The organism is Amycolatopsis rhabdoformis (assembly GCF_035918295.1).
Taxonomy (GTDB): domain Bacteria; phylum Actinomycetota; class Actinomycetes; order Mycobacteriales; family Pseudonocardiaceae; genus Amycolatopsis; species Amycolatopsis rhabdoformis.
In genome coordinates, this window is sequence record NZ_CP142149.1 from 5,296,686 (window position 1) to 5,315,599 (window position 18,914).

At 71.0% G+C, this 18,914-nt stretch carries 20 protein-coding genes; 11 read left to right on the forward strand and 9 right to left on the reverse strand.

What is annotated here, in order from left to right; all coding sequences use genetic code 11:
* Positions 1-2: 2 nt before the first annotated feature.
* From VSH64_RS24155 to VSH64_RS24175, 5 genes are all read left to right on the forward strand, one after another.
* Positions 3-1,496, forward strand: coding sequence for a sensor histidine kinase (locus VSH64_RS24155; protein ID WP_326564944.1), 1,494 nt, complete (start codon positions 3-5; stop codon positions 1,494-1,496).
* A gap of 151 nt (positions 1,497-1,647) precedes the next feature.
* Positions 1,648-3,069 carry an amino acid permease gene (locus tag VSH64_RS24160; RefSeq protein ID WP_326564945.1) on the forward strand — a complete coding sequence of 474 codons (1,422 nt, stop codon included), beginning with the start codon at positions 1,648-1,650 and terminating at the stop codon, positions 3,067-3,069.
* Positions 3,066-3,836 carry a carbon-nitrogen hydrolase family protein gene (locus tag VSH64_RS24165; RefSeq protein WP_326564946.1) on the forward strand — a complete coding sequence of 257 codons (771 nt, stop codon included), beginning with the start codon at positions 3,066-3,068 and terminating at the stop codon, positions 3,834-3,836. The genes VSH64_RS24160 and VSH64_RS24165 overlap by 4 nt, the downstream gene beginning before the upstream one ends.
* Positions 3,833-5,527 (forward strand): flavin monoamine oxidase family protein, encoded by a 1,695-nt coding sequence (locus tag VSH64_RS24170; protein WP_326564947.1) that lies wholly within the window; start codon positions 3,833-3,835, stop codon positions 5,525-5,527. The genes VSH64_RS24165 and VSH64_RS24170 overlap by 4 nt, the downstream gene beginning before the upstream one ends.
* 128 nt (positions 5,528-5,655) lie before the next feature.
* Positions 5,656-6,288 carry a TetR/AcrR family transcriptional regulator gene (locus tag VSH64_RS24175; RefSeq protein ID WP_326564948.1) on the forward strand — a complete coding sequence of 211 codons (633 nt, stop codon included), beginning with the start codon at positions 5,656-5,658 and terminating at the stop codon, positions 6,286-6,288.
* Positions 6,289-6,456: 168 nt separating this feature from the next.
* Here VSH64_RS24175 and VSH64_RS24180 read toward each other — a convergent pair whose 3' ends face one another.
* Positions 6,457-7,185 (reverse strand): TetR/AcrR family transcriptional regulator, encoded by a 729-nt coding sequence (locus VSH64_RS24180; RefSeq protein WP_326564949.1) that lies wholly within the window; start codon positions 7,183-7,185, stop codon positions 6,457-6,459.
* A 67-nt stretch (positions 7,186-7,252) separates the two neighbouring features.
* Here VSH64_RS24180 and VSH64_RS24185 point away from each other — a divergent pair, with 67 nt between their 5' ends.
* The 3 genes from VSH64_RS24185 to VSH64_RS24195 all read left to right on the forward strand — a co-directional run bounded on the left by VSH64_RS24185 (position 7,253) and on the right by VSH64_RS24195 (position 8,991).
* Complete coding sequence (locus tag VSH64_RS24185; protein WP_326564950.1) at positions 7,253-8,122, forward strand: alpha/beta fold hydrolase; 870 nt, start codon at positions 7,253-7,255, stop codon at positions 8,120-8,122.
* An 81-nt stretch (positions 8,123-8,203) separates the two neighbouring features.
* Positions 8,204-8,632: a hypothetical protein gene (locus tag VSH64_RS24190; RefSeq protein WP_326564951.1), complete on the forward strand. Its 429-nt coding sequence runs from the start codon at positions 8,204-8,206 to the stop codon at positions 8,630-8,632.
* 173 nt (positions 8,633-8,805) lie between these two features.
* Positions 8,806-8,991 carry a DUF5302 domain-containing protein gene (locus VSH64_RS24195; protein ID WP_285973648.1) on the forward strand — a complete coding sequence of 62 codons (186 nt, stop codon included), beginning with the start codon at positions 8,806-8,808 and terminating at the stop codon, positions 8,989-8,991.
* 111 nt (positions 8,992-9,102) lie between these two features.
* On the opposite strand, the gene VSH64_RS24200 is transcribed toward VSH64_RS24195, so the two are convergent.
* From VSH64_RS24200 to VSH64_RS24215, 4 genes are all read right to left on the reverse strand, one after another.
* Positions 9,103-10,176: a Glu/Leu/Phe/Val dehydrogenase dimerization domain-containing protein gene (locus VSH64_RS24200; protein WP_326564952.1), complete on the reverse strand. Its 1,074-nt coding sequence runs from the start codon at positions 10,174-10,176 to the stop codon at positions 9,103-9,105.
* A gap of 137 nt (positions 10,177-10,313) precedes the next feature.
* On the reverse strand, positions 10,314-11,516 hold the full coding sequence (locus VSH64_RS24205) for a kynureninase (RefSeq protein ID WP_326564953.1): 1,203 nt from the start codon (positions 11,514-11,516) through the stop codon (positions 10,314-10,316).
* The gene (locus VSH64_RS24210) at positions 11,513-12,304 is read right to left on the reverse strand and encodes a tryptophan 2,3-dioxygenase (RefSeq protein WP_326564954.1); all 792 of its coding nucleotides are present in this window, start codon (positions 12,302-12,304) and stop codon (positions 11,513-11,515) included. Before VSH64_RS24210 ends, VSH64_RS24205 begins: the two co-directional genes overlap by 4 nt.
* A 34-nt stretch (positions 12,305-12,338) precedes the next feature.
* On the reverse strand, positions 12,339-13,121 hold the full coding sequence (locus tag VSH64_RS24215; RefSeq protein WP_326838022.1) for a PaaX family transcriptional regulator: 783 nt from the start codon (positions 13,119-13,121) through the stop codon (positions 12,339-12,341).
* A gap of 125 nt (positions 13,122-13,246) precedes the next feature.
* Between VSH64_RS24215 and VSH64_RS24220 the strand changes: the two genes are divergently transcribed.
* Positions 13,247-13,939, forward strand: a complete 693-nt coding sequence (locus VSH64_RS24220) for an SDR family NAD(P)-dependent oxidoreductase (RefSeq protein WP_326564955.1) — start codon at positions 13,247-13,249, stop codon at positions 13,937-13,939.
* A complete protein-coding gene (locus tag VSH64_RS24225; RefSeq protein WP_326564956.1) occupies positions 13,936-14,763 on the forward strand; it encodes an enoyl-CoA hydratase family protein in 828 nt (275 codons plus the stop codon). Before VSH64_RS24220 ends, VSH64_RS24225 begins: the two co-directional genes overlap by 4 nt.
* Before the next feature lie 66 nt (positions 14,764-14,829).
* On the opposite strand, the gene VSH64_RS24230 is transcribed toward VSH64_RS24225, so the two are convergent.
* Together VSH64_RS24230 and VSH64_RS24235 are read right to left on the reverse strand one after the other, a co-directional pair.
* Positions 14,830-15,087 (reverse strand): DUF397 domain-containing protein, encoded by a 258-nt coding sequence (locus VSH64_RS24230; RefSeq protein WP_326564957.1) that lies wholly within the window; start codon positions 15,085-15,087, stop codon positions 14,830-14,832.
* Positions 15,084-15,956, reverse strand: a complete 873-nt coding sequence (locus VSH64_RS24235; protein ID WP_326564958.1) for a helix-turn-helix domain-containing protein — start codon at positions 15,954-15,956, stop codon at positions 15,084-15,086. Before VSH64_RS24235 ends, VSH64_RS24230 begins: the two co-directional genes overlap by 4 nt.
* A 396-nt stretch (positions 15,957-16,352) precedes the next feature.
* On the opposite strand from VSH64_RS24235, the gene VSH64_RS24240 reads away from it, so the two are divergent.
* Positions 16,353-17,183, forward strand: coding sequence for a Scr1 family TA system antitoxin-like transcriptional regulator (locus VSH64_RS24240; protein WP_326564959.1), 831 nt, complete (start codon positions 16,353-16,355; stop codon positions 17,181-17,183).
* Between the two features lie 3 nt (positions 17,184-17,186).
* Here VSH64_RS24240 and VSH64_RS24245 read toward each other — a convergent pair whose 3' ends face one another.
* Together VSH64_RS24245 and VSH64_RS24250 are read right to left on the reverse strand one after the other, a co-directional pair.
* Positions 17,187-17,939, reverse strand: coding sequence for a 2-keto-4-pentenoate hydratase (locus VSH64_RS24245; protein ID WP_326564960.1), 753 nt, complete (start codon positions 17,937-17,939; stop codon positions 17,187-17,189).
* A gap of 47 nt (positions 17,940-17,986) precedes the next feature.
* Positions 17,987-18,913, reverse strand: a complete 927-nt coding sequence (locus VSH64_RS24250; protein ID WP_326564961.1) for an SMP-30/gluconolactonase/LRE family protein — start codon at positions 18,911-18,913, stop codon at positions 17,987-17,989.
* Between the last annotated feature and the right edge of the window lies 1 nt (position 18,914).

Here is an 18,914-nt window from a genome sequence, read left to right on the forward strand (position 1 = left end):
GCGTGCGCCGCCGGATCGTCACGCTCACGGTGCTCGCCGCCGTGGTGGCCACGGTGCTGTTCGGCCTGCCGCTGGCGGTCGCCGCGCTGTGGTACTTCCGCGAGGACACCAGCTCCGACCTCGAACGGGCCGCCGACGGCACCGCACTGGAAGTGTCCGACGCGCTGGCCGCCGGCCGCGTACCGCGTCAGCCGGTGCAGGACACCGCGACCGTCGGGATCTACGACCCGCAGGGCCGCCTCGTGTCCGGCCAGGGCCCCGAACTCGCCGACGCGGTGGTGCGCCAAGTGTCCGGCGCCGACATCGACGTGGCGTCCGGGCAGATCGACGACAACGACGTGCTGGCGGTGCCGGTGATGGACGGCGCGCGGCTCGCCGGCGTGGTCCGCGCGGCGATGCCGCACACCGTGCTGCTGCGCCGCGTCGGCCTGACCTGGCTCGGCATGGCCGGCTTCGGCGTGGCCGCGGTCGCCGCGAGCTGGCTCATCGCGCGGCGCATCGCGGGCCGGCTGTCGAGCCCGCTCGAAGAGCTGTCCACGGCGGCCACCCGGCTCGGCGAAGGCGACTTCACCGCACGCGCGCCGCGAGCGGGCATCCCCGAGATCGACCGCGTCGGCGTGGCGCTCGACCTCACGGCCGGGCGGATCGCCGAGACGCTCGACCGCGAGCGCGCCTTCTCCGCCGAGGCGTCGCACCAGCTGCGCACGCCGCTCGCCGGCCTGCGGCTGCAGCTCGAGGCCGCGCTCGAGACGCCGGACACCGACCCGTACGAGGCGATCCGCGCCGGCATCGGCTCGGCCGACCGGCTGGAACGCACGATCGACGACCTGCTCGCGTTGTCGCGCGAACGCCGCGCCCCGCGTGCCGAACTCGACCTCGCCGCCGTGCTCGACGAGCTGCACCGCGCCGGCTCCGCCCTGCTCAACGGCCGCGGGATGCGCGTCGAGGTGCAGGACCCGCCGGTGGTGCGGGCTTCGGCGGCGGCCGTGCGCCAGGTGCTCGCCGTGCTGCTCGACAACGCGATCACCCACGGCCGCGGTCAGGTCACCGTGGTCGCGCGCGACGCGGGGGCCGCGCTCGCCATCGACGTCACCGACGCCGGCCCCGACCTCGGTGACCTCGACCCGTTCACCCTGGCCCGCAGCGCGCCGCCGGGGCACGGCATCGGGTTGCGGCTGGCCCGCAGCCTGGCCGAGGCGGAGGGCGGCCGGCTGCGGCTGTCGAGCCCGCACCCGCCCACCTTCACGCTGCTGCTGCCGGCCGGCGAGGACCCGGCCGGCGACGGTGCTGTTGGCGAAGGTTCTGCCGAAGGCGGCGCTCCCCAAGACAGTGCTGCCCGAGACGCTGCTGCCCAAGACGACGCCGGCCAAGACGGTGCCGGCCAAGACGGTGCACCCCGAGCAGGCGCGGCGACGGAAACCGTCGCGGCAGGCCGTGGTGGCGTTGCCGGGGCGTCCGCGCAGGCCGAGCTGCGGGAAGCCGCCACCACCGATTGAACAGATCACCGTTTCTCACGGTGAAAGTGCAAGAAAACACCTGGTTTTCCACCGAACGCGCAACGTTTTCCAGTTTTCGGGGCACACTTCGATCGATACCGTGACGGGCGTTCGATCTTCAGCGCAGGCCTCGACGACGAGGAGAAGCCAGGTGACGTCCACCCCGACCCGCACCGGGATCGGTTCTGCCCTCTGGCGCCGCAAGCCGGTCGCGGACCTGGTGGCCGAGGCCGGCCACGGGCCGTTGAAGCGCTCGCTCGGCCTGGGCCAGCTCACCACGCTGTCCATCGGCGCGACGCTGGGCAGCGGAATCTTCGTGGTGCTCGGCGAGGCCGTGCCGGTGGCCGGCCCGGCCGTGGTGCTCTCGTTCGTGCTCGCCGGCATCACGGCGCTGTTCTCCGCGCTGTCCTACGCCGAGCTCGCGGGCATGATCCCGCTGTCGGGCTCGTCGTACTCCTACGCCTACGCCACGCTCGGCGAGCTGGTGGCGTGGGTCTGCGGCTGGTGCCTGGTGCTCGAGTACGGCGTGTCCGTGGCTTCGGTCGCGGTCGGCTGGGGCCAGTACGTGAACGAGCTGCTGCAGATCGCCTTCGGCGTCGCGCTGCCGGAGTCGCTCAGCGGGCCGCCGGGCGACGGCGGGCTGGTGAACCTGCCCGCGATCGTGGTGGTGCTGCTGGCGATGGTGCTGCTGCTCTCGGGCGCGAAGGAAAGCGCGCGGGCCAACACGATCATGGTCGTGGTGAAGATCGCGACGCTGGTGCTGTTCTGCGCCATCGCGTTCACCGCGGTGCGGGCGAAGAACTTCACGCCGTTCCTGCCATTGGGGCTGGCGGGCATGAGCGCGGGTGGCGCGAAGTTGTTCTTCTCCTACATCGGGTTCGACGCCGCGTCGACCGCCGGCGAGGAAGCGCGCAACCCGCAGCGTGACCTGCCGCGGGCGATCCTGCTGTCGCTCGGCATCGTCACGGTGCTCTACTGCCTGGTGGCCGTGGCGGCGGTCGGGGCGCTGCCGTGGCAGCAGTTCGACGACCAGCAGGCGGCCCTGTCCCACGTGTTGAGCTCGGTGCTCGACAGCCCGTTCTGGGCCGGGGTGCTCGCCGTCGGCGCCATCGTGGCCATCTCCAGCGTGGTGCTCACCGTCCTCTACGGACAGACGCGCATCCTCTTCGCCATGTCCCGCGACGGGCTCGTGCCGAAGGCACTGTCCACAGTGCACCCGAAGACCGGTGTGCCGCGCACGAACACGCTGGTGGTCTCGGGCTTCGTGGCTGTGCTCGCCGCGTTCGTGCCGCTCGGCAAGCTCGCCGACGCCACCAGCATCGGCACGTTGTTCGCCTTCGGCCTGGTCAACATCGCCGTGCTCGTGCTGCGCCGGCGCCGCCCGGACGACGCGCGCACGTTCCGCGTGCCGTTCTCCCCGGTCACGCCGATTCTCGGCGTCGCCTGCTGCGCGTACATGATGTTCAGCCTCGACGGCGCCACCTGGGTCGTGTTCGGCGGCTGGATGCTGCTCGGGCTGGTGCTGTACTTCGCTTACGGCATTCGGCGTTCGCGGCTGGCGGTGGCGAAATGATCGTCGCCGTGCACCAGGCGCCGTACGAAGAACTGCCCGCCGCGCTCGCCACCGCGGCCGAGCGCGGGGCCACGCTGGTGGTCAGCGCCGAGATGATCACCACGGGGTACGCCATCGGCGCCGCCGCGGTCGCCGAGCGCGCGGAGCCGGCCGACGGACCTCTGGCGCAGGAGCTGGCCGCGCTGGCCCGGCACCACGGCGTCGCACTGGTCTACGGCTACCCCGAACGCGAAGGCGACGCCGTGTACAACTCGGCGCAACTCCTTTCGGCGCAAGGAGAGCGGCTCGCGAACTACCGCAAGACGCACCTGTTCGGCGACCTCGACCGCGACCAGTTCTCCGCCGGCACCGAACCCGTGGTGCAGGCCGACCTCGACGGCCTGCGCGTGGGCCTGCTCATCTGCTACGACGTCGAGTTCCCTGAGCTGGTCCGGGTCCACGCCCTCGCCGGCACACAGGTGCTGCTCGTGCCGACCGCCCTGATGCGGCCGTACGAGTTCGTGGCCGACACGCTCGTGCCGGCCCGCGCGTACGAAAGCCAGCTGTACGTGGTGTACGCGAACCGCTGTGACGTCGAAGGCGAGCTGTCCTACTGCGGCCGCTCCACCGTCGCCGCTCCCGACGGCACGACGACCCAGGCCGGCGAAGGCCCCGAGCTGTTGATCTCCGAAATCGACGGCACCGTGTTCACGCAACCGCCGAACACCTACCTGGCCGACCGCCGGCCCGCCCTGTACCGCTCCCTGACCGAAGGACCCCCGGCATGACTTCCGCCGTCCCGACCGCGATCCCCACGGACGAGCCGGCCGGGCGTCCGATCACCATGTTCGGCCCCGACTTCCCGTTCGCCTACGACGACTACCTCACCCACCCGGCCGGCCTCGGCACCGTTCCGGCCGAGCACCACGGCACGGAGGTCGCCGTGATCGGCGGCGGACTGTCCGGCATCGTCACCGCGTACGAGCTCATGAAACTCGGGCTGCGGCCGGTGGTCTACGAGATCGCCGAGCTCGGCGGCCGCCTGCGCACGCACCACTTCCCCGGCCTGCCCGACGACGTGGTCGCGGAGATGGGCGCGATGCGCTTCCCGCCGGCCTCCACCGCGTTGTTCCACTACATCGACAAAGTCGGCCTCGAAACCTCGCCGTTCCCGAACCCGCTCGCGGACGCGACCTCGAGCACGGTCGTGGACCTCAAGGGCCAGAGCCACTACGCGCGCACGCCGGACGATCTGCCGGCCGTGTTCTCGGAGGTCGCGAAGGCGTGGCAGCGCACGCTCGACGAACACGCGTCGTTCGCCGAGATGCAGACCGCGATCCGGGACCGGGACGCGAAAACGATCAAGCGTGTGTGGAACGAGCTCGTGCCGCGGCTGGACAACCAGACGTTCTACGGGTTCCTGTGCGATTCGCCGGCGTTCGCGTCGTTCCGCCACCGCGAGATCTTCGGCCAGGTCGGCTTCGGCACCGGCGGCTGGGACACCGATTTCCCCAACTCCATCCTGGAGATCCTGCGCGTGGTGTACACCGGCGCCGACGACGAGCACCGCAGCATCACGGGCGGCAGCCGGCAACTGCCGCTGCGGTTGTGGGAGCACGCCCCGGAAACGCTCGCGCACTGGCCCGCCGGCACGAGCCTCGCCACGCTGCACGAGGACGGCCGGCCGCGCCCGGGCGTCACGCGGCTGCACCGCACAGCGCCGAACAACGTGACCGTGACCGACGCGTCGGGCCACATCCGCACCTTCCGCGCCGCGGTGTTCACCGCGCAGAGCTGGATGCTGCTGTCCAAGATCGAATGCGACGAGGCGCTGTTCCCGATCGACCACTGGACAGCGATCGAGCGCACGCACTACATGGAGTCCTCGAAGGTCTTCGTGCCGGTGGACCGCCCGTTCTGGCTCGACCGCGACCCGGTGACCGGGCGCGACACCATGAGCATGACGCTGACCGACCGGATGCCGCGTGGTACCTACCTGCTCGGCGACGATCCGGACAAGCCCGCCGTGATCTGCCTTTCCTACACCTGGGCCGACGATTCGCTGAAGTGGCTGCCGCTCAGCGTGTCCGAGCGCGTGGAGGTGATGCTGCAGTCGCTGCGCGAGATCTACCCCGGCGTCGACGTGCGCAAGCACCTGGTGGGCGACCCGGTCACGGTGTCGTGGGAGGCGGAACCGCACTTCATGGGCGCGTTCAAGGCGAACCTGCCCGGCCACTACCGCTACCAGTACCGGCTGTTCACGCACTTCAAGCAGGACGCGCTGCCCGAGCGCTACCGCGGGTTGTTCCTGGCCGGCGACGACGTTTCGTGGACCGCGGGCTGGGCCGAGGGCGCGGTGCAGACGGCGCTCAACGCGGTGTGGGGCGTGCAGCACCACTTCGGCGGCGAGTCGGCGCCCGCCAACCCCGGTCCCGGTGACCTGTTCGACGATCTGGCCCCGATCGAGCTGCCGGACTGAGTTTCGCCGCGGCTGACTTGCGCGTCAGTCAACCCGTACCGGACGGTAGCCAACCGATGGTGTCCCGGCGCGCGACATCGCCGTGGATCGCTCGGCCCTGCTGAACCGATCATGCGAAAATATTACGTATGAATACGGAACCGGCGCCGAAATGGCGGAGACTGGAACCGGACGAGCGCAGAGAACAGATCTACACCTGCGCGGCGCGCCTGTTCGGCGAACGGCCCTACTCGGCGGTGTCCACTTCGGACATCGCCGCGGCCGCCGGGGTCGCGCGGGGGTTGATCAACCACTACTTCGGCACGAAACGCGAGCTGTACCTGGAAATCGTGCGGCGCGCGCTCACCGTGCCGCGGCTCGCGATCGAGATCCTGCCCGAGGGTCCGCTCGAACTGCGCGCCGACGTGGCCATCGACTGGTTCCTCGACATGGTGCGCTCGCAGGAGAAGACGTGGCTCGCCGCGATCGCACCCGAGGGCATCGGGCGTGACCCGGAGGTCGACCGGATCCTCGAGCAGGCCGACCGCGAGTCGGCCGACCGGGTGCTGGAAGCCGTGGGGCTCTCGCGCGACAGCGAGCACGGCGAGGAGCTGAACGCGGCCGTGCGCGCGTTCGCCGGCATGGTGAAGGCCGCGGGGCGGGAGTGGCTCGTGCGCGACGCGCTCAGCCGCGACCAGGTGCACACGCTGCTGAGCAAATCGCTGGTCACGCTGATCGGCGAGGTGTTCCCGCTGATCCAGGGCGAACCGTCCGCGGAATAGCGGAACCCCCGGCACCACGAGGGGGAGGAAAGTGCCGGGGGCCCCGGCCGGAAGCCTCGCGACCCCCGGCTCCCCTCCACGTTACGCCTGGTCGACGTGGGTTCGGTGTCAGTTTCCGCCGGTTCACCCCAGCGCGCTCACACGTTCGGCCCACGACGGAAGCGGGGTTCAGGCGGGTGTGCCGGCCTCGAGCTCGGCCAGCCGGTGTGCGAGCCCGTCGACGCACCGGTGCACCGCGTAGTCGTAGAGCCGGGTGAACCAGCCGGCGGCCACCTCCGGGTCGCTGAGCAGCTCCCGCATCGCGCGCCCGTGGGCCGCCATGCCGGGCAGGTCGGTGCGGTCGCCGTAGGTCGCGTACTCCTCGGTGTTGTCCAGGCGCAGCGCGAGCGTGCTCTCGCGGTCGTCTTCCATCGCGACGAACTGGCACGCCGTGGCCACGAGCAGGTTGTAGGCCAGCACGGCCTCTTCGCCGAAGCCGGCGGCGAGCAGCACGCCGATGCCGCGGTCGATGGTGACCGTGGCGGCCGAGACCGACGGGCCGAACAGCACCAGCCGCCGCGCCGTGCCGGGGTGGGCGCGCAGCACCGTGCGCAGGTCGGCCAGCAGCTCGGCGAACCACTCCTGCCACGGCAGGTTCTCGTCCGGCAGGGCCAGGAGCCCGACCACGCGGTCGAGCACCGCGGCCACCACCGCGTCGCGATCACCGACGTGGTGGTAGATCACCGCCGGGTACGCATCGACCGCCGCCGCGAGCTGGCGCAGCGTCCAGTTGTCGAGGCCGCGCTCGGCGGTGAGCGCCACCGCCGCGTCGATCACCTTCTCCGCGGTGATGGCAGGCAGTCCCGCGGCCGCGCGCGAACGAGGGCGGTTCCCGGCCCGCGGGGACGAAGACGGCATGCGAGGTACCGTATCCGGATTCTTCCGGCCCGTGCCAGGATTCGGGGATCTAGGGCAGGATCAGGGCATGTCCCGTGCCCTGGCCAACGGCCTCGAACTCGAGTACGACACGTTCGGCGACCCCGCGCACCCGCCGCTCGTGTTGGTGATGGGCCTCGGCGCCCAGATGGTGACCTGGGAAACCGGGTTCTGCGAGCTGATCGCGAGCCACGGCTTCTTCGTCGTCCGCTTCGACAACCGCGACATCGGCCTCTCGACCTACCTCGACGAGCTCGGCGCACCGGACCTCGCGGGCATCGCGGCCGGGCAGGCGTCGCCGCCGTACCTGCTCTCGGACCTCGCCGACGACACCGCCGGCCTGTTCGACGCGCTCGGCTTCGCTCAGGCGCACGTGGTCGGCGCGTCGATGGGCGGCATGGTCGTGCAGCAGCTCGCGCTCGACCACCCGACGCGGCTGCTGAGCCTCACGTCGATCATGTCGACGACCGGCGATCCCACCGTCGGGCACACCTCGCCCGCCGCGCTGGCCACCCTCACCCGGCCGCCCGCCGCCACGCGCGAAGAGGCCATCGAGCAGAGCATCGCCTCCTACCGCACCACGGGCTCGCCGGGCTACCCGGCGACCGACGAGCAATTGCGGATGAAGGCCACCCGGGGTTACGACCGCGCGCAGCACCCGACGGGCACGCTGCGCCAGGCCGCGGCCATCGTCGCCTCGGGTGACCGCACGGAGGCCCTGCGCTCCCTGCGCCTGCCCACCGCCGTCGTCCACGGCGACGCCGACCCGATGATCGACATCAGCGGCGGCAAGGCCACCGCGGCCGCCATCCCGGACGCCGAGCTGGTGGTCGTGGCGGGCATGGGCCACGACCTGCCGGAGCCGCTGTGGCCGGAGATCGTGGGCGCGATCGTGCGCACGGCGAACCGCAGTCAATAACGCGTCAAGAACTCCGCGCGGCCTGTAGGGAAAGCGTTCGCGGCTCTCGTGGGGAAGCGGTGCGCGCGCTGAGCTGGAGGCATGCGCATCACCGGTGGTTTCGGTTTCCCGTTCGGCTGCGCGGCCGTGGTGGCCGTGGCGATCGGCGCGGACGTCGCGGGGGCGACCGCGCACCCGCTCTACGCGCTCGTGCCGCTGGCCCTGGTCGTGATCGCCGCCGCCGCGACCACGGCCCCGGTCGCGGCGGCCGGTATCGCGGCCGTGGCCTGGGCGCTCGAGTCCGGTTTCGTGCTCGGCCGCGCCGGCGCGCTGGTTTTCGACCCCGCGAGCGGCCGCGCCGCCCTGGTGCTCGTCGCCGCCCTGGTTCTGGGCTTGCTGTCTCGGCCCGTGACGACCGCGGTGGCCCGCGCACGCCACCGCGGCCCCGCGCGGCCGGACCGGCTCGTGGCGTCCGTCCCCTCGCCGCGAACCGCCGGACAGCGGCGGGCCGATCACGCCGCCTCCGCCTGATCGGCCCGGCCGGTACCCCGTCCGGAGCGGCCAACCCGACCGTTGGCCGTTCCCGGACGGGGTACCGGCATGTCGGTAGGCTGGGGTGTCCCGGTGTGGCGAAATCGACTCGCGTCGGGTTCGGCGCGGTGCCAGGCTGGGACGGTCACACGTCGTCACCTTCGGAGGTAAGAATGAGTGATCCGCAACCCTCGCCCAGCGGCGAGGAGGACGACGTCAAGCGCAAGTTCCGCGAAGCCCTGGAACGCAAGCAGGCCCACGCCCGCTCCGGCTCCGCCCACGAAACCGGCGGCGGCAAGAACCAGCACGCCCACGGCCCCGCCGCGAACAAGCGGACGTTCCGCCGCAAGAGCGGCTGACCGCGGTCCGACGACGACGGCCCCCTCACCGCGTGGTGAGGGGGCCGTCGTCGTTCTCGGAGCGGGAGCGGGCGCCCGGTGAAGCCCGGACGCCCGCCGGTGAAAATCCGGTCAGACCGTGAGGATCGAGCGCAGCCGGCCGACGTCGGCCATGCGGCGTTCGGCCAGGCGGTCGGCCGCGGCGGCCGGGGGGACGCCGTCGGCGCGGGCCAGGGCGTACACGGCCTTCGTGGTGTCGAAGATGGCCGTGGTCTTGCGCTGGGCGCGGGCGAAGTCGAAGCCGTGGCGTTCGTCGTCGACCTGGATCACGCCGCCGGCGTTCACGAGGTAGTCGGGGGCGAAGAGGATGTCGCGGTCGGCGAGGAGCTTGTCGACGCCCGGGTGGGCGAGCTGGTTGTTCGCGGCGCCGCAGACGATGCGGGCCTGCAACCGGGCCACGGTCTCGTCCGTGAGCACCCCACCGAGGGCGCAGGGCGCGAACACGTCGAGGTCCGTCCCGATGAGAGCGTCCACATCGGACACCACCTCGACGCCGGGGTAGGCCGCCTGGGTCCGCGAAACCGCGAGCGCGGACACATCGGTGATCACGACCTGTGCGCCGGCTTCCACGAGGTGGCCCACCAGGATGTGGCCGACCTTGCCGACGCCGGCCACGCCGACGCGGCGGCCGGCCAGCTCGGGCACGCCCCACACGTGGTCGGCCGAAGCGCGCATGCCCTGGTACACGCCGTACGCGGTGAGCACGGAGGAGTCGCCGGCGCCGCCGTCTTCGGGCGAGCGGCCGGTGACGAAGCGGGTCTCGCGGGCCACCACGTCCATGTCCTGCACGTAGGTGCCCACGTCGCAGGCCGTGATGTAGCGGCCGCCGAGCGACTGCACGAAGCGGCCGTAGGCACGCAGCAGCGCTTCGGACTTCACCTTGGCCGGATCGCCGAGGATCACGGCCTTGCCGCCGCCGAGGTCGAGCCCGGCCAGCGCGTTCTTGTACGCCATCCCCTTGGAGAGCGCCAGCACGTCGTCGAGCGCGGCGTCTTCCGTGGCGTAGGGGTAGAAGCGGGTGCCGCCGAGCGCGGGGCCCAGTGCGGTGGAGTAGATGCCGATGATGGCTTTGAGGCCGCTGGCCTCGTCGTGGCAGTACACGACCTGCTCATGGCCGCTGTGCCGGCCGAACACGCCTTCGGTCACGGTGGTGACTCCCTTGTCTGACCGCTCGCGGCTCGTGGCCGCGTGCTCCGGAAGGTGGTGTGCCGGGTGAAGGTCGTCCACCCCGCACACCGCCAACCTAGAGCCATCCGCGCGAACCGACCACCGCAGGTCGTCGGTCAGCCGGCGACGACTTTGCCGAGCGTCGCCATCGCGGCTTCCAGCTGCGCGTCCGACAGGTACGGCGCGGGCCCGAACCGCAGGTAGGAGCCTCTGCTGTCGGTGCGCACGCCCGCCTCGGCCAGCGCCTGCTGCAGCGCCCCGGCCGAGGCGCTGCGCAGCGAAAGGAACCCGCCGATCATCCCCGGCGGTGTCTCCCGATCGCGCGTGACGACGTCCTCGGGCAGACCGAGCTCGTCGAAGCACCGCGCCAGCAAGCCCACCTGGTGCTGAGACACCTCCCGCAGGAATTCCGGCGTCAACCCCTGCGCCGCGAAGAACTGCTGCACCCGCACTCCGCGGTAGTGGCTCGACGGGTCGTACGTCGCTCCGGCGAACCGGTCACCGCCGGTGGCGTAGACGACCAGATCCGACCGCTGGCGATCGGCCAGCGCGCCGAACTCCGCGTACCAGCCGGTGACGACCGGCCGCAGCTCCTGCGCGTGGGCCGGCAGCCGCAGGAAGCAGTTGCCCTCGCCGAGCTGCAGGTACTTGTAGCCGCCGCCGACCACCCACGCGTTGGTGAGCCCCAGGTCGTGCAGCGAAAAGGGCACCACGCCCAGCGCGTGGTAGGCATCCACGAGCAGCTCCACGTTGGCCGAGCGGCACACGTCCGCCAGGTGCGCGAGCCCCGGCACGAGCCTGGCGGTCTCGAACAGCACCGCGGACACCAGCACGGCCGCGGTGCCCGCGGTGTCCTTCGAGACCTCCGCGGCCACGCGTTCGGCCAGCGTCGGCACCGGCTCCACCGGCACCCGCACGACCTCCAAGCCTTCTTCCTCCAGCCGCGCGAGCTGGCGGCGCAGCGTGTGGAACTCGCCGCCGGTGGTCACCAGCCGCGGCCGCGCGCGCAGGTCGATCGCCGACAGGAACCGGATCACCAGCTCGTGGGTGTTGGCGCCGAGCGCGTATTCACCGTGCGGATCGGCCAGCAGCGCCCGGTACCCGCCCCGCAGCTCGTCGGCCTTCGCGAACGCGGCCGACCACTTCTCGTCGACGTCGCGCGCCGCGTCGGCGAACGCCTCCAGCAGCCCTTCCTCCGCGACGTCGGGCCAAGCCTGGTGCGAGTGCGCCGAGAGCAGCAGCCGATCGGCCACGCCGAAGCGCGAGTAGTGCGGCGCCAGCGCGTTGTCGTCGGCGCGCAACGAGTCGAGCGTCGTCACAGCTTGCTCCGCACTGCCCACAGGTCCGGGAACATCGGGTGGAAGAGGGTGGTCCGCAGGTAGGTCGCGCCCGACGACCCGCCCGTCCCGGTCTTGTCGCCGATGGTCCGCTCGACCATCTTCACGTGCCGGTAGCGCCACTCCTGCATCCCTTCGTCGAGGTCGACGAGACACTCCGCGACCACCGAGGGGCCGCCGTCGTCCTGGTAGACCTTCAGCAGTACCGCCTGCAGTTCGGGCGACGGTGCCACCGGCCGGGTGACGTCTCGCTCACCGTCCACGGCATAACCGCTGTTCGCGAGGTATTTGAGGAACGAATCGAACACCGACGGCCGCCGCATCGCGGCCGCGATCCGCTCCCGCTGTTCGCCGCCTTCGGGGTAGTGCGCGAACACGCGCTCGTCGCGCCGGCCGAGCACCGCCTCCAGCTCGCGGAACTGCGCCGACTGGAAGCCACTCGACTGGTCGAGGCGAGCCCGGAAGCTCGTGAACTGGCTGGGTGTCATGGTCTCCAGCACGTCGAGCTGCGCGACGATCACCTTCAGCACCGTGAGGATGCGCCGCAGCGTACGGATCGCGTGCGCGGTGTTGCCGGCTTCGAGGTTGCTCTGCAGGAACTCCGCCTCGTGCAGGGTCTGCTTGAACCACAGCTCGTAGACCTGGTGGATCACGATGAAGAGCAGCTCGTCGTGCTCGTCGGAACGCGGCCGCTGGGCGCCGAGCACCTCGTCGAGCGCAAGGTACGACGTGTAGCTCAGCGCGGCCTGCGTGTCGTCGGTCTGGGTCACGGTGTCCTCACCTCGTCGATAATCGTTCGGAAGATCAGTCGAAGTCGCCGGCGCGCACGGCCTGGTCGAAGTGCCGCTGCGCCGCGGGAGCGAGAGCGGCGTACAGGTCGTGGAAGAGCTCCACGGCCGCCGCCCGCCGGCCCGGCGCGGGGATCAGCTCGCCGGGCAGCTCGGGGTCGAGCGACGGGAACACGCGGAACTCGTGCACCAGTCTCGTCCGCACGGTAAACGCCTGCGCGTCGGGAAGATCATCCGGGCTGTCCCCGAACTCGGTCACGAACGCGTCGTAGCGCGCCGACAGCTCGTCGAGGTCCCAGGCGCGCCCGGCGAAGCGGCGCACGTCGAGCGCTGCCGACGGCGTGCCCAGCATCAGTCCGGCGTGTTCGGTCACGCCCAGCTCGGCCAGCAGCTCCAGCACCTCGGCCTCCCGGTCGTGCGGCGCGAGCCACGTGCCGTCCTGCACCGGGCCGAAACCGAGGAACCGCAGGCGCCGCACCAGCGTCTCGCGGGACTGGCGGCGGGTTTCGGGGATGCTCTGCCACAGCACCGTCCACGTGCCGGCGGGCCGGTCGCGCCGGCCGAGGCTGAAGATGCGCCGGTCGCCGTCGGCCAGCACCGCCACCGTGCGGCCGGTCAGCGAGTAGTGCACCAGCCGGCCTTCGCGGTGGCGGGCCAGCAGGTCGCGGTTCACCAGGCGGGTGAGCGCGATGCGGGCCGCGCCGTCGGAGAACCCCAGCTCGGTGAGCAGCGTCACCAGGCCGCCCGACCACACCCGACGGCTCTCGCGCGGCTGCACGTAGCTGCCGAGCAAGGTCATGACCAGCTCCTGCGGGCCGGTCGGCGGCGGTTCGGGCGCGGGCGGTTCGGACACAGCCCCGACTCTATACACCTCAGCCCGCTGCGGTGTAGCTTTCGAAGCAAGGACGCGGTCAGGAGGCTCGGATGAATCGGCTGGTGGTCGTCACCGGCGGCACTCGCGGTATCGGCGCAGCCATCGCCGAGCACTTCGCGAAAGCGGGCGACACGGTGCACGCGCCCGGCAGACGCGAGTGCGACGTGACCGACGAAGAAGCCGTGCGCGCGTACTTCGCGAACCTGGGCCCCGTCGACGTCCTGGTGAACAACGCCGGCATCTCCTCCAGCGCCCCCACCGCCAAGACGACGCTGGCCGACTGGCGCACCCAGTTCGACGTCAACGCCACCGGCGCGTTCCTCTGCACCCGCGAGGTGCTGCCCGGCATGCGTTCCCGCGACCGCGGCCGGATCGTCACGGTCGCCTCCACGGCCGGGCACGTCGGCTACCGCTACACCACGGGTTACACGGCCTCGAAGCACGCGGCCGTCGGCCTGATGCGCGCGGTGGCCGCGGAGATCACCGGCACCGGCGTCACCGCCAACGCCGTGTGCCCCGCCTTCGTGCGCACCGACATGACGGCCGACTCGGTCGCCCGCATCCGCGAACGCACCGGCCGCGACGAGGCCGAAGCCGAAGCCGCCCTCGCCGCCGCGTCGCCGCTCGGCCGGCTGCTCGAACCCGCCGAGGTCGCCTTCGCGGTGGCGTTCTTCGCCGCCGAAGAAGCGGCCTCGATCAACGGACAGACCCTCGTACTCGATGGTGGAGGAATCCAGAAATGAGCCCGTTCCGCGCGACGCCCCCGCTCACGAAGTCGTGGGACCACTTCGAGTTCACGGTCGACGACGGCGTCGCGACGCTGACCTTCAACCGCCCCGAAAAGCTCAACGCGCTGACGTTCGACGTCTACGCCGACCTGCGGGACCTGGTCGCCGAACTGCCCCACCGCGGCGACGTGAAGGTGCTCGTGATCACCGGCCAGGGCCGCGGCTTCTGCTCGGGCGGCGACGTCGAGGAGATCATCGGCGAGCTCCAGAAGATGGAAACGGCCGAGCTGCTCGAGTTCACGCGCATGACCGGCGCCGTGGTGAAGGCCCTGCGCGAGACCCCGATCCCGGTGATCGCCGCGATCAACGGCGTGGCCGCGGGCGCCGGCTCGGTCATCGCCCTGGCGTCGGACTTCCGGATCCTGGCCAAGTCGGCGAAGTTCGCGTTCCTCTTCACGAAGGTCGGCCTCGCCGGCGCGGACATGGGCTCGGCCTACCTCCTGCCCCGGCTGGTGGGCCTCGGCCGCGCCACGGAACTGCTGATGCTGGGCGACAAACTCGAGTCGGCGCGCGCCGAGACCATCGGCCTGGCGTCCTCGGTCGTCGAGGACGACGCGCTGGCCTCGACGGCGGCCGCGCTGGCCCGCCGCCTGGCCGACGGCCCCGCGCTGGCCTACTCCACCACCAAGGTCCTGCTCACCCGCGAGCTCGACATGGACCTCGGCTCGTCGATCGAGCTCGAAGCCATGACCCAGGCCCTGCTGATGACGGCGCACGACCACAAGGAGTTCTACGCCGCCTGGTCGGCCGGGCGCAGTCCACAGTGGACCGGCCGGTAAGAAGTCACAGGACAGACTGATGCCCCGGCGCGGCTGGGGTGCGCCGGGGCATCAGGATATGTTTTGTCAGTCGCGCACGATCTTCTCAGTCAACGCCCGCCACGCCGCACCCGCGACCGCCAGCTCACCACCGGCCCGGTCCTTCGTGTCCCGCACCCCGATCACGCGATCGATCTTCACCTCGACACAGTCCTGGCCCTGACCGCTAAAGGTCGACTTCCGCCACTCACCAACACTGGCAGGCATGTTCACCTCGACACAATCCTGTCCCTCAGTGCTGTAACTCGAGGTCCGCCAGCCTCCGACCCTACCGGGTTCGGTCATGATGCCTTCTCCTTGCCGTCGATGACATTGGCAATCAGCTCCGCTGACGCCTCGGAGCTCATCGCCACCTTCTCCGCCCTCACCCCAGCAGCCAGATAAGGCGCAACCTCATCCGCGGCATCGAGGTAGAGAGCGGAAACCTTGTTCTCCAGTTGCACAACCGGTTCCCGCTCAACCGCTTCAGGGAAGGTCGCCACGCTGAAGGGTCCTTCCCAACCAGGATTCCACCTGGCTCGAGTGGGAATGATGCGAACATCGATGTTGTCGCGCTGCCCTGCTTCGAGCAGATGCGCGAGCTGATCGGTCATCACCTGCTCGCCGCCCAGCAAACTGTGCAGCACCGGTTCCCAGATAAAAGCGCGCAGTGACAAGGGGTCCCGTCGGATGAGCGCCGCTTGGCGGCCGATCCGAACCGCAACCCGCGTATCGACGAGATCCGGCAAAACGCCACCCTCAAGGTAGAGCGCGCGAGCATATTCGGGGGTTTGGAGAAGTCCCGGAACCAGCAATGGGGCAACGTGAATGAGGTCCTTCGCGGTGCGCTCGATCTCCAGCATCGCCGCATACTGGCCCTGATCATTCTGGTTCCTGCCCACACTCATGGTGAGCCATGGCTTCCGGCTGGTGTCGCGGGGCATCTCGACCAACTGCTCGCGCAGCTCGGCCGGCGTGCCGACCGCGGTCAAGTATGCGGCCACATCTTCTGGCCGAGGGCTGCGCTCGCCGGTTTCCCAGCGAGACACCGTGGGGTGTTTGACCCCGAGCAGGTCGCACATCGATCGCGCAGTGCTGTCGGGCAGGTATTGCCGACGTGCCTCGCGCATCTGAGCGCCGAGCGTCGCCGCTTTGGTTCCCCTGGTACCAGCCATGGTCCAGAGAATACGCACAGATTCTCACGTCAGCGCGATCACCCGATCGAGCCATTGCCCCCTCCGGTACCAACCTGCACTATTGGTTCCGGTACCAGTTGGAACCACTGGTACCGATCAAGCGCCCGGCTGGTGCGGTTGCCCCGACACCGCACCGGCCGGGTTCCCAGACTGTGTCCGCAGCACGGCTGGGGCGGGCACAGGGCCCGAGCCCCGACGGCCTCCCTGCGCTCCCTCGCACCGCTTCGCGCAGGGGGGCGGGTTCGTCGGGGCTCGGTGCCGAACCCGGCAACACCAGCCCTGCACCACCAGCCGAGCAACACCAGCCCAGCAGCAACACTCGACAGCAACACCCCAGCACCGCCCCAAGAACACCGGCCCAGCAAGAAGGTCACGATGAGAACCGAGTCGACCCCTCTCTCCCCCGTGCTGATCGAGCTGGGCGCGGGTATGAAGGCCGCGCGTGAGCAGGCGAAGTTCGGCGTCCGCGAGCTGGCTCGCCGGGCCGGGGTGCCCGTCGGCAGTCTGGCGAACTGGGAGGGCGGGCGCAGGTTGCCGCCGGTGGACAAGTTGTCGTTCATGTTGGGGCTGTTGCGGTTGCCGTCGCCCGAGTACGACCGGCTGCTCACCTTGGCGGCCAACGCGTCCACCTCGATGCACGCCGAGATCCTGCCGCTGCGCCCCGCGCGGCTGGCGATCGCGTACACCCGCTCGGCGACGAAGATCACCGAGTGGGCGCCGACGTTCTTGCCGGTGCACCTGCAGACGCGCGCCTACACGTGGGACATGGTCCGGCAGACCGCACCGCCCGGTACCAGTCCGGAAAGCTACCTCTTCGAGCTGACCGCCGAGGCCGACCAAGCGCCCGGCCCCGAGCCGGCGATCCGCGAGTGGTTCATCGGCCCCCGCTGCCTCACCAACCCGGCCATCGAGCCCGCGACCCTGTCCGCCCAGCACGAACACCTGCGTGACCGCATGGCCGACGCCCGAATCCGCCTGGTGCCGGAAGAACAACACGATCTACCCGGCTTCGTCGTGTACCGCACGCCCGGCCGCAAACCGATCGTCGCCCTGCGCCACCGGCACACCACCGTGTACCTCACCTCGGACGACGCCGTGACCGAATACACCACGGCGGCCCGCCAGCTCGCCAAGCAAGCCCTCACCGCGGCCGAAACCGAAGAGCTGCTTTCGAAGGAGCTGCTTACGCCGCGGCGCGACGCGTGAGGGTCACGAAGTCGGCAGCGTGAGCGTGCCCATTCCCGACACCTCGGCCACCAGCGTCTCCCCGCCGGTGAACGGCGTCGGCGCGCACAGGGTGCCGGTGAGGACCACCGAGCCGGCCGGGAGCTCCTCGCCGGCCGCGGCCAGGTGGTTCGCGAGCCACGCGACGGCGGCGAGCGGGTCGCCGTTCATCACCGCGGACACCGAGCCCGGCGCGGTGCGGTCGCCGATCGTCAGGGTGCAGGTGAGGTCCGAGAAGTCCGGCGGCACCGGGAATCGCGGGCCGATCACGGCGTGGGACGCGAGGGTGTTGTCGGCGACGAGCAGGGCGAGGCTGGTGGGGCCGCCGTCCCAGCGGGAGTCGACGATTTCGAAGGCCGGGGCGATCGCGTCGGTGGCGGCGCGGACGTCGTCGGCGGTCACGCCGGGGCCGGAAAGTGTACGGCCGAGGACGAAGGCGATCTCGATTTCCGCGCGTGGCGCGAACAGCGCGGCCGTCGGCACGGTCTCGCCGGCGGTCAGCACGGTGGACGCGTACACGCAGCCGGCGGCGGGTTCGGTGGCGCCGTAGGCATCGCGGGCGGGTTGGTTCGTGAGCCCGACCTTGTAACCCGCCACCGTGTCACCGGCGGCCAGCGTGAGGTCGCGGGTCGCGCGCGCGACGGCGCGGGCCTCACCCAGCTCGCTCAACGGCACGGGCGCCACGGCGGGGCCGCCGCGGGTGGCTTTGAACAAGAGCTCGGCCAGGTCGTCCGCCACAACGTGCTCCTCAGAAGATCCGCGGGAAAGCGTGCGCGGACATCTGATCACACGCGGGGCACGTCCGTGCAGGCGATCGCGGAGCCTTCCAGCGAGCCGAACCACAGCCGGCCCGCGTGCTCGCGTACGCCGACGAGCATGTGGAAGCCGGGGATCTCGCCCCAGAGGTCGTGTTCGACGGCGCCGTCGGCGGCGATGCCGAGCACGCCGACCTGGCGTTTCGGCGAGGGCTGCAGAGAAGTCGGCAGCGCGCGCACGGCTGCCCGCAAAACCTCGGGCAGCCGGCGGACAGCGTCGAGCGAGGGCACGCGCGGGGAGGCTTGCGTGACCCAGATCAGGCCGTCGCTGCCGGTGGCGATGTTGTCGGGGAAGCCGGGGAGACCGTCGACGAGGGTGTCGCGGCGGCCCTGGGTGGTGCCGTGGAGCCAGAAGCGGTCCACGCGGAACTCGCCGGTTTCGGCGACGGCGACGAAGGACTCGTCCGGGGGCAGGGCCACGCCGTTGGCGAACTGGAGGCCGTCGGCGATGAGATCGATGGCGCCGTCCGGAGTACGGCGCAGGAGCCGGCCGGTCGCCGTCTGTTCTATGAGCTCGTCGCGCCAGCGGTCGATGCCGAAGTGGCGGGAGGAGTCGGTGAAGTAGATGGTGCCGTCGGTGGCGACGGCGGCGTTGTTGCAGAACACGAGGTCGAGACCGGCGGCCGAGGTGGCGAGCGTGCGCACCGGCCCGCCGGCCAGGGGCATGGTGAGGAGGCCGGCGCGGGCGTCGCAGATGAGCAGGTCGTCGCCGTAGAGCTCGAGGCCCAGCGGGCGGCCGCCGGTGTCGCCGAGCACGTCGAGGTGGCGGCCGTCGGGGCTCACCCGCAGCACGCGGCCGTCGTCGACGCCGGTGTAGACCCGGCCTTCGGCGTCGACCACCACGTCTTCGGGCGCGTGGCCGTTGACCGGGACCACCTCGACTTGTCCGAACTCCATC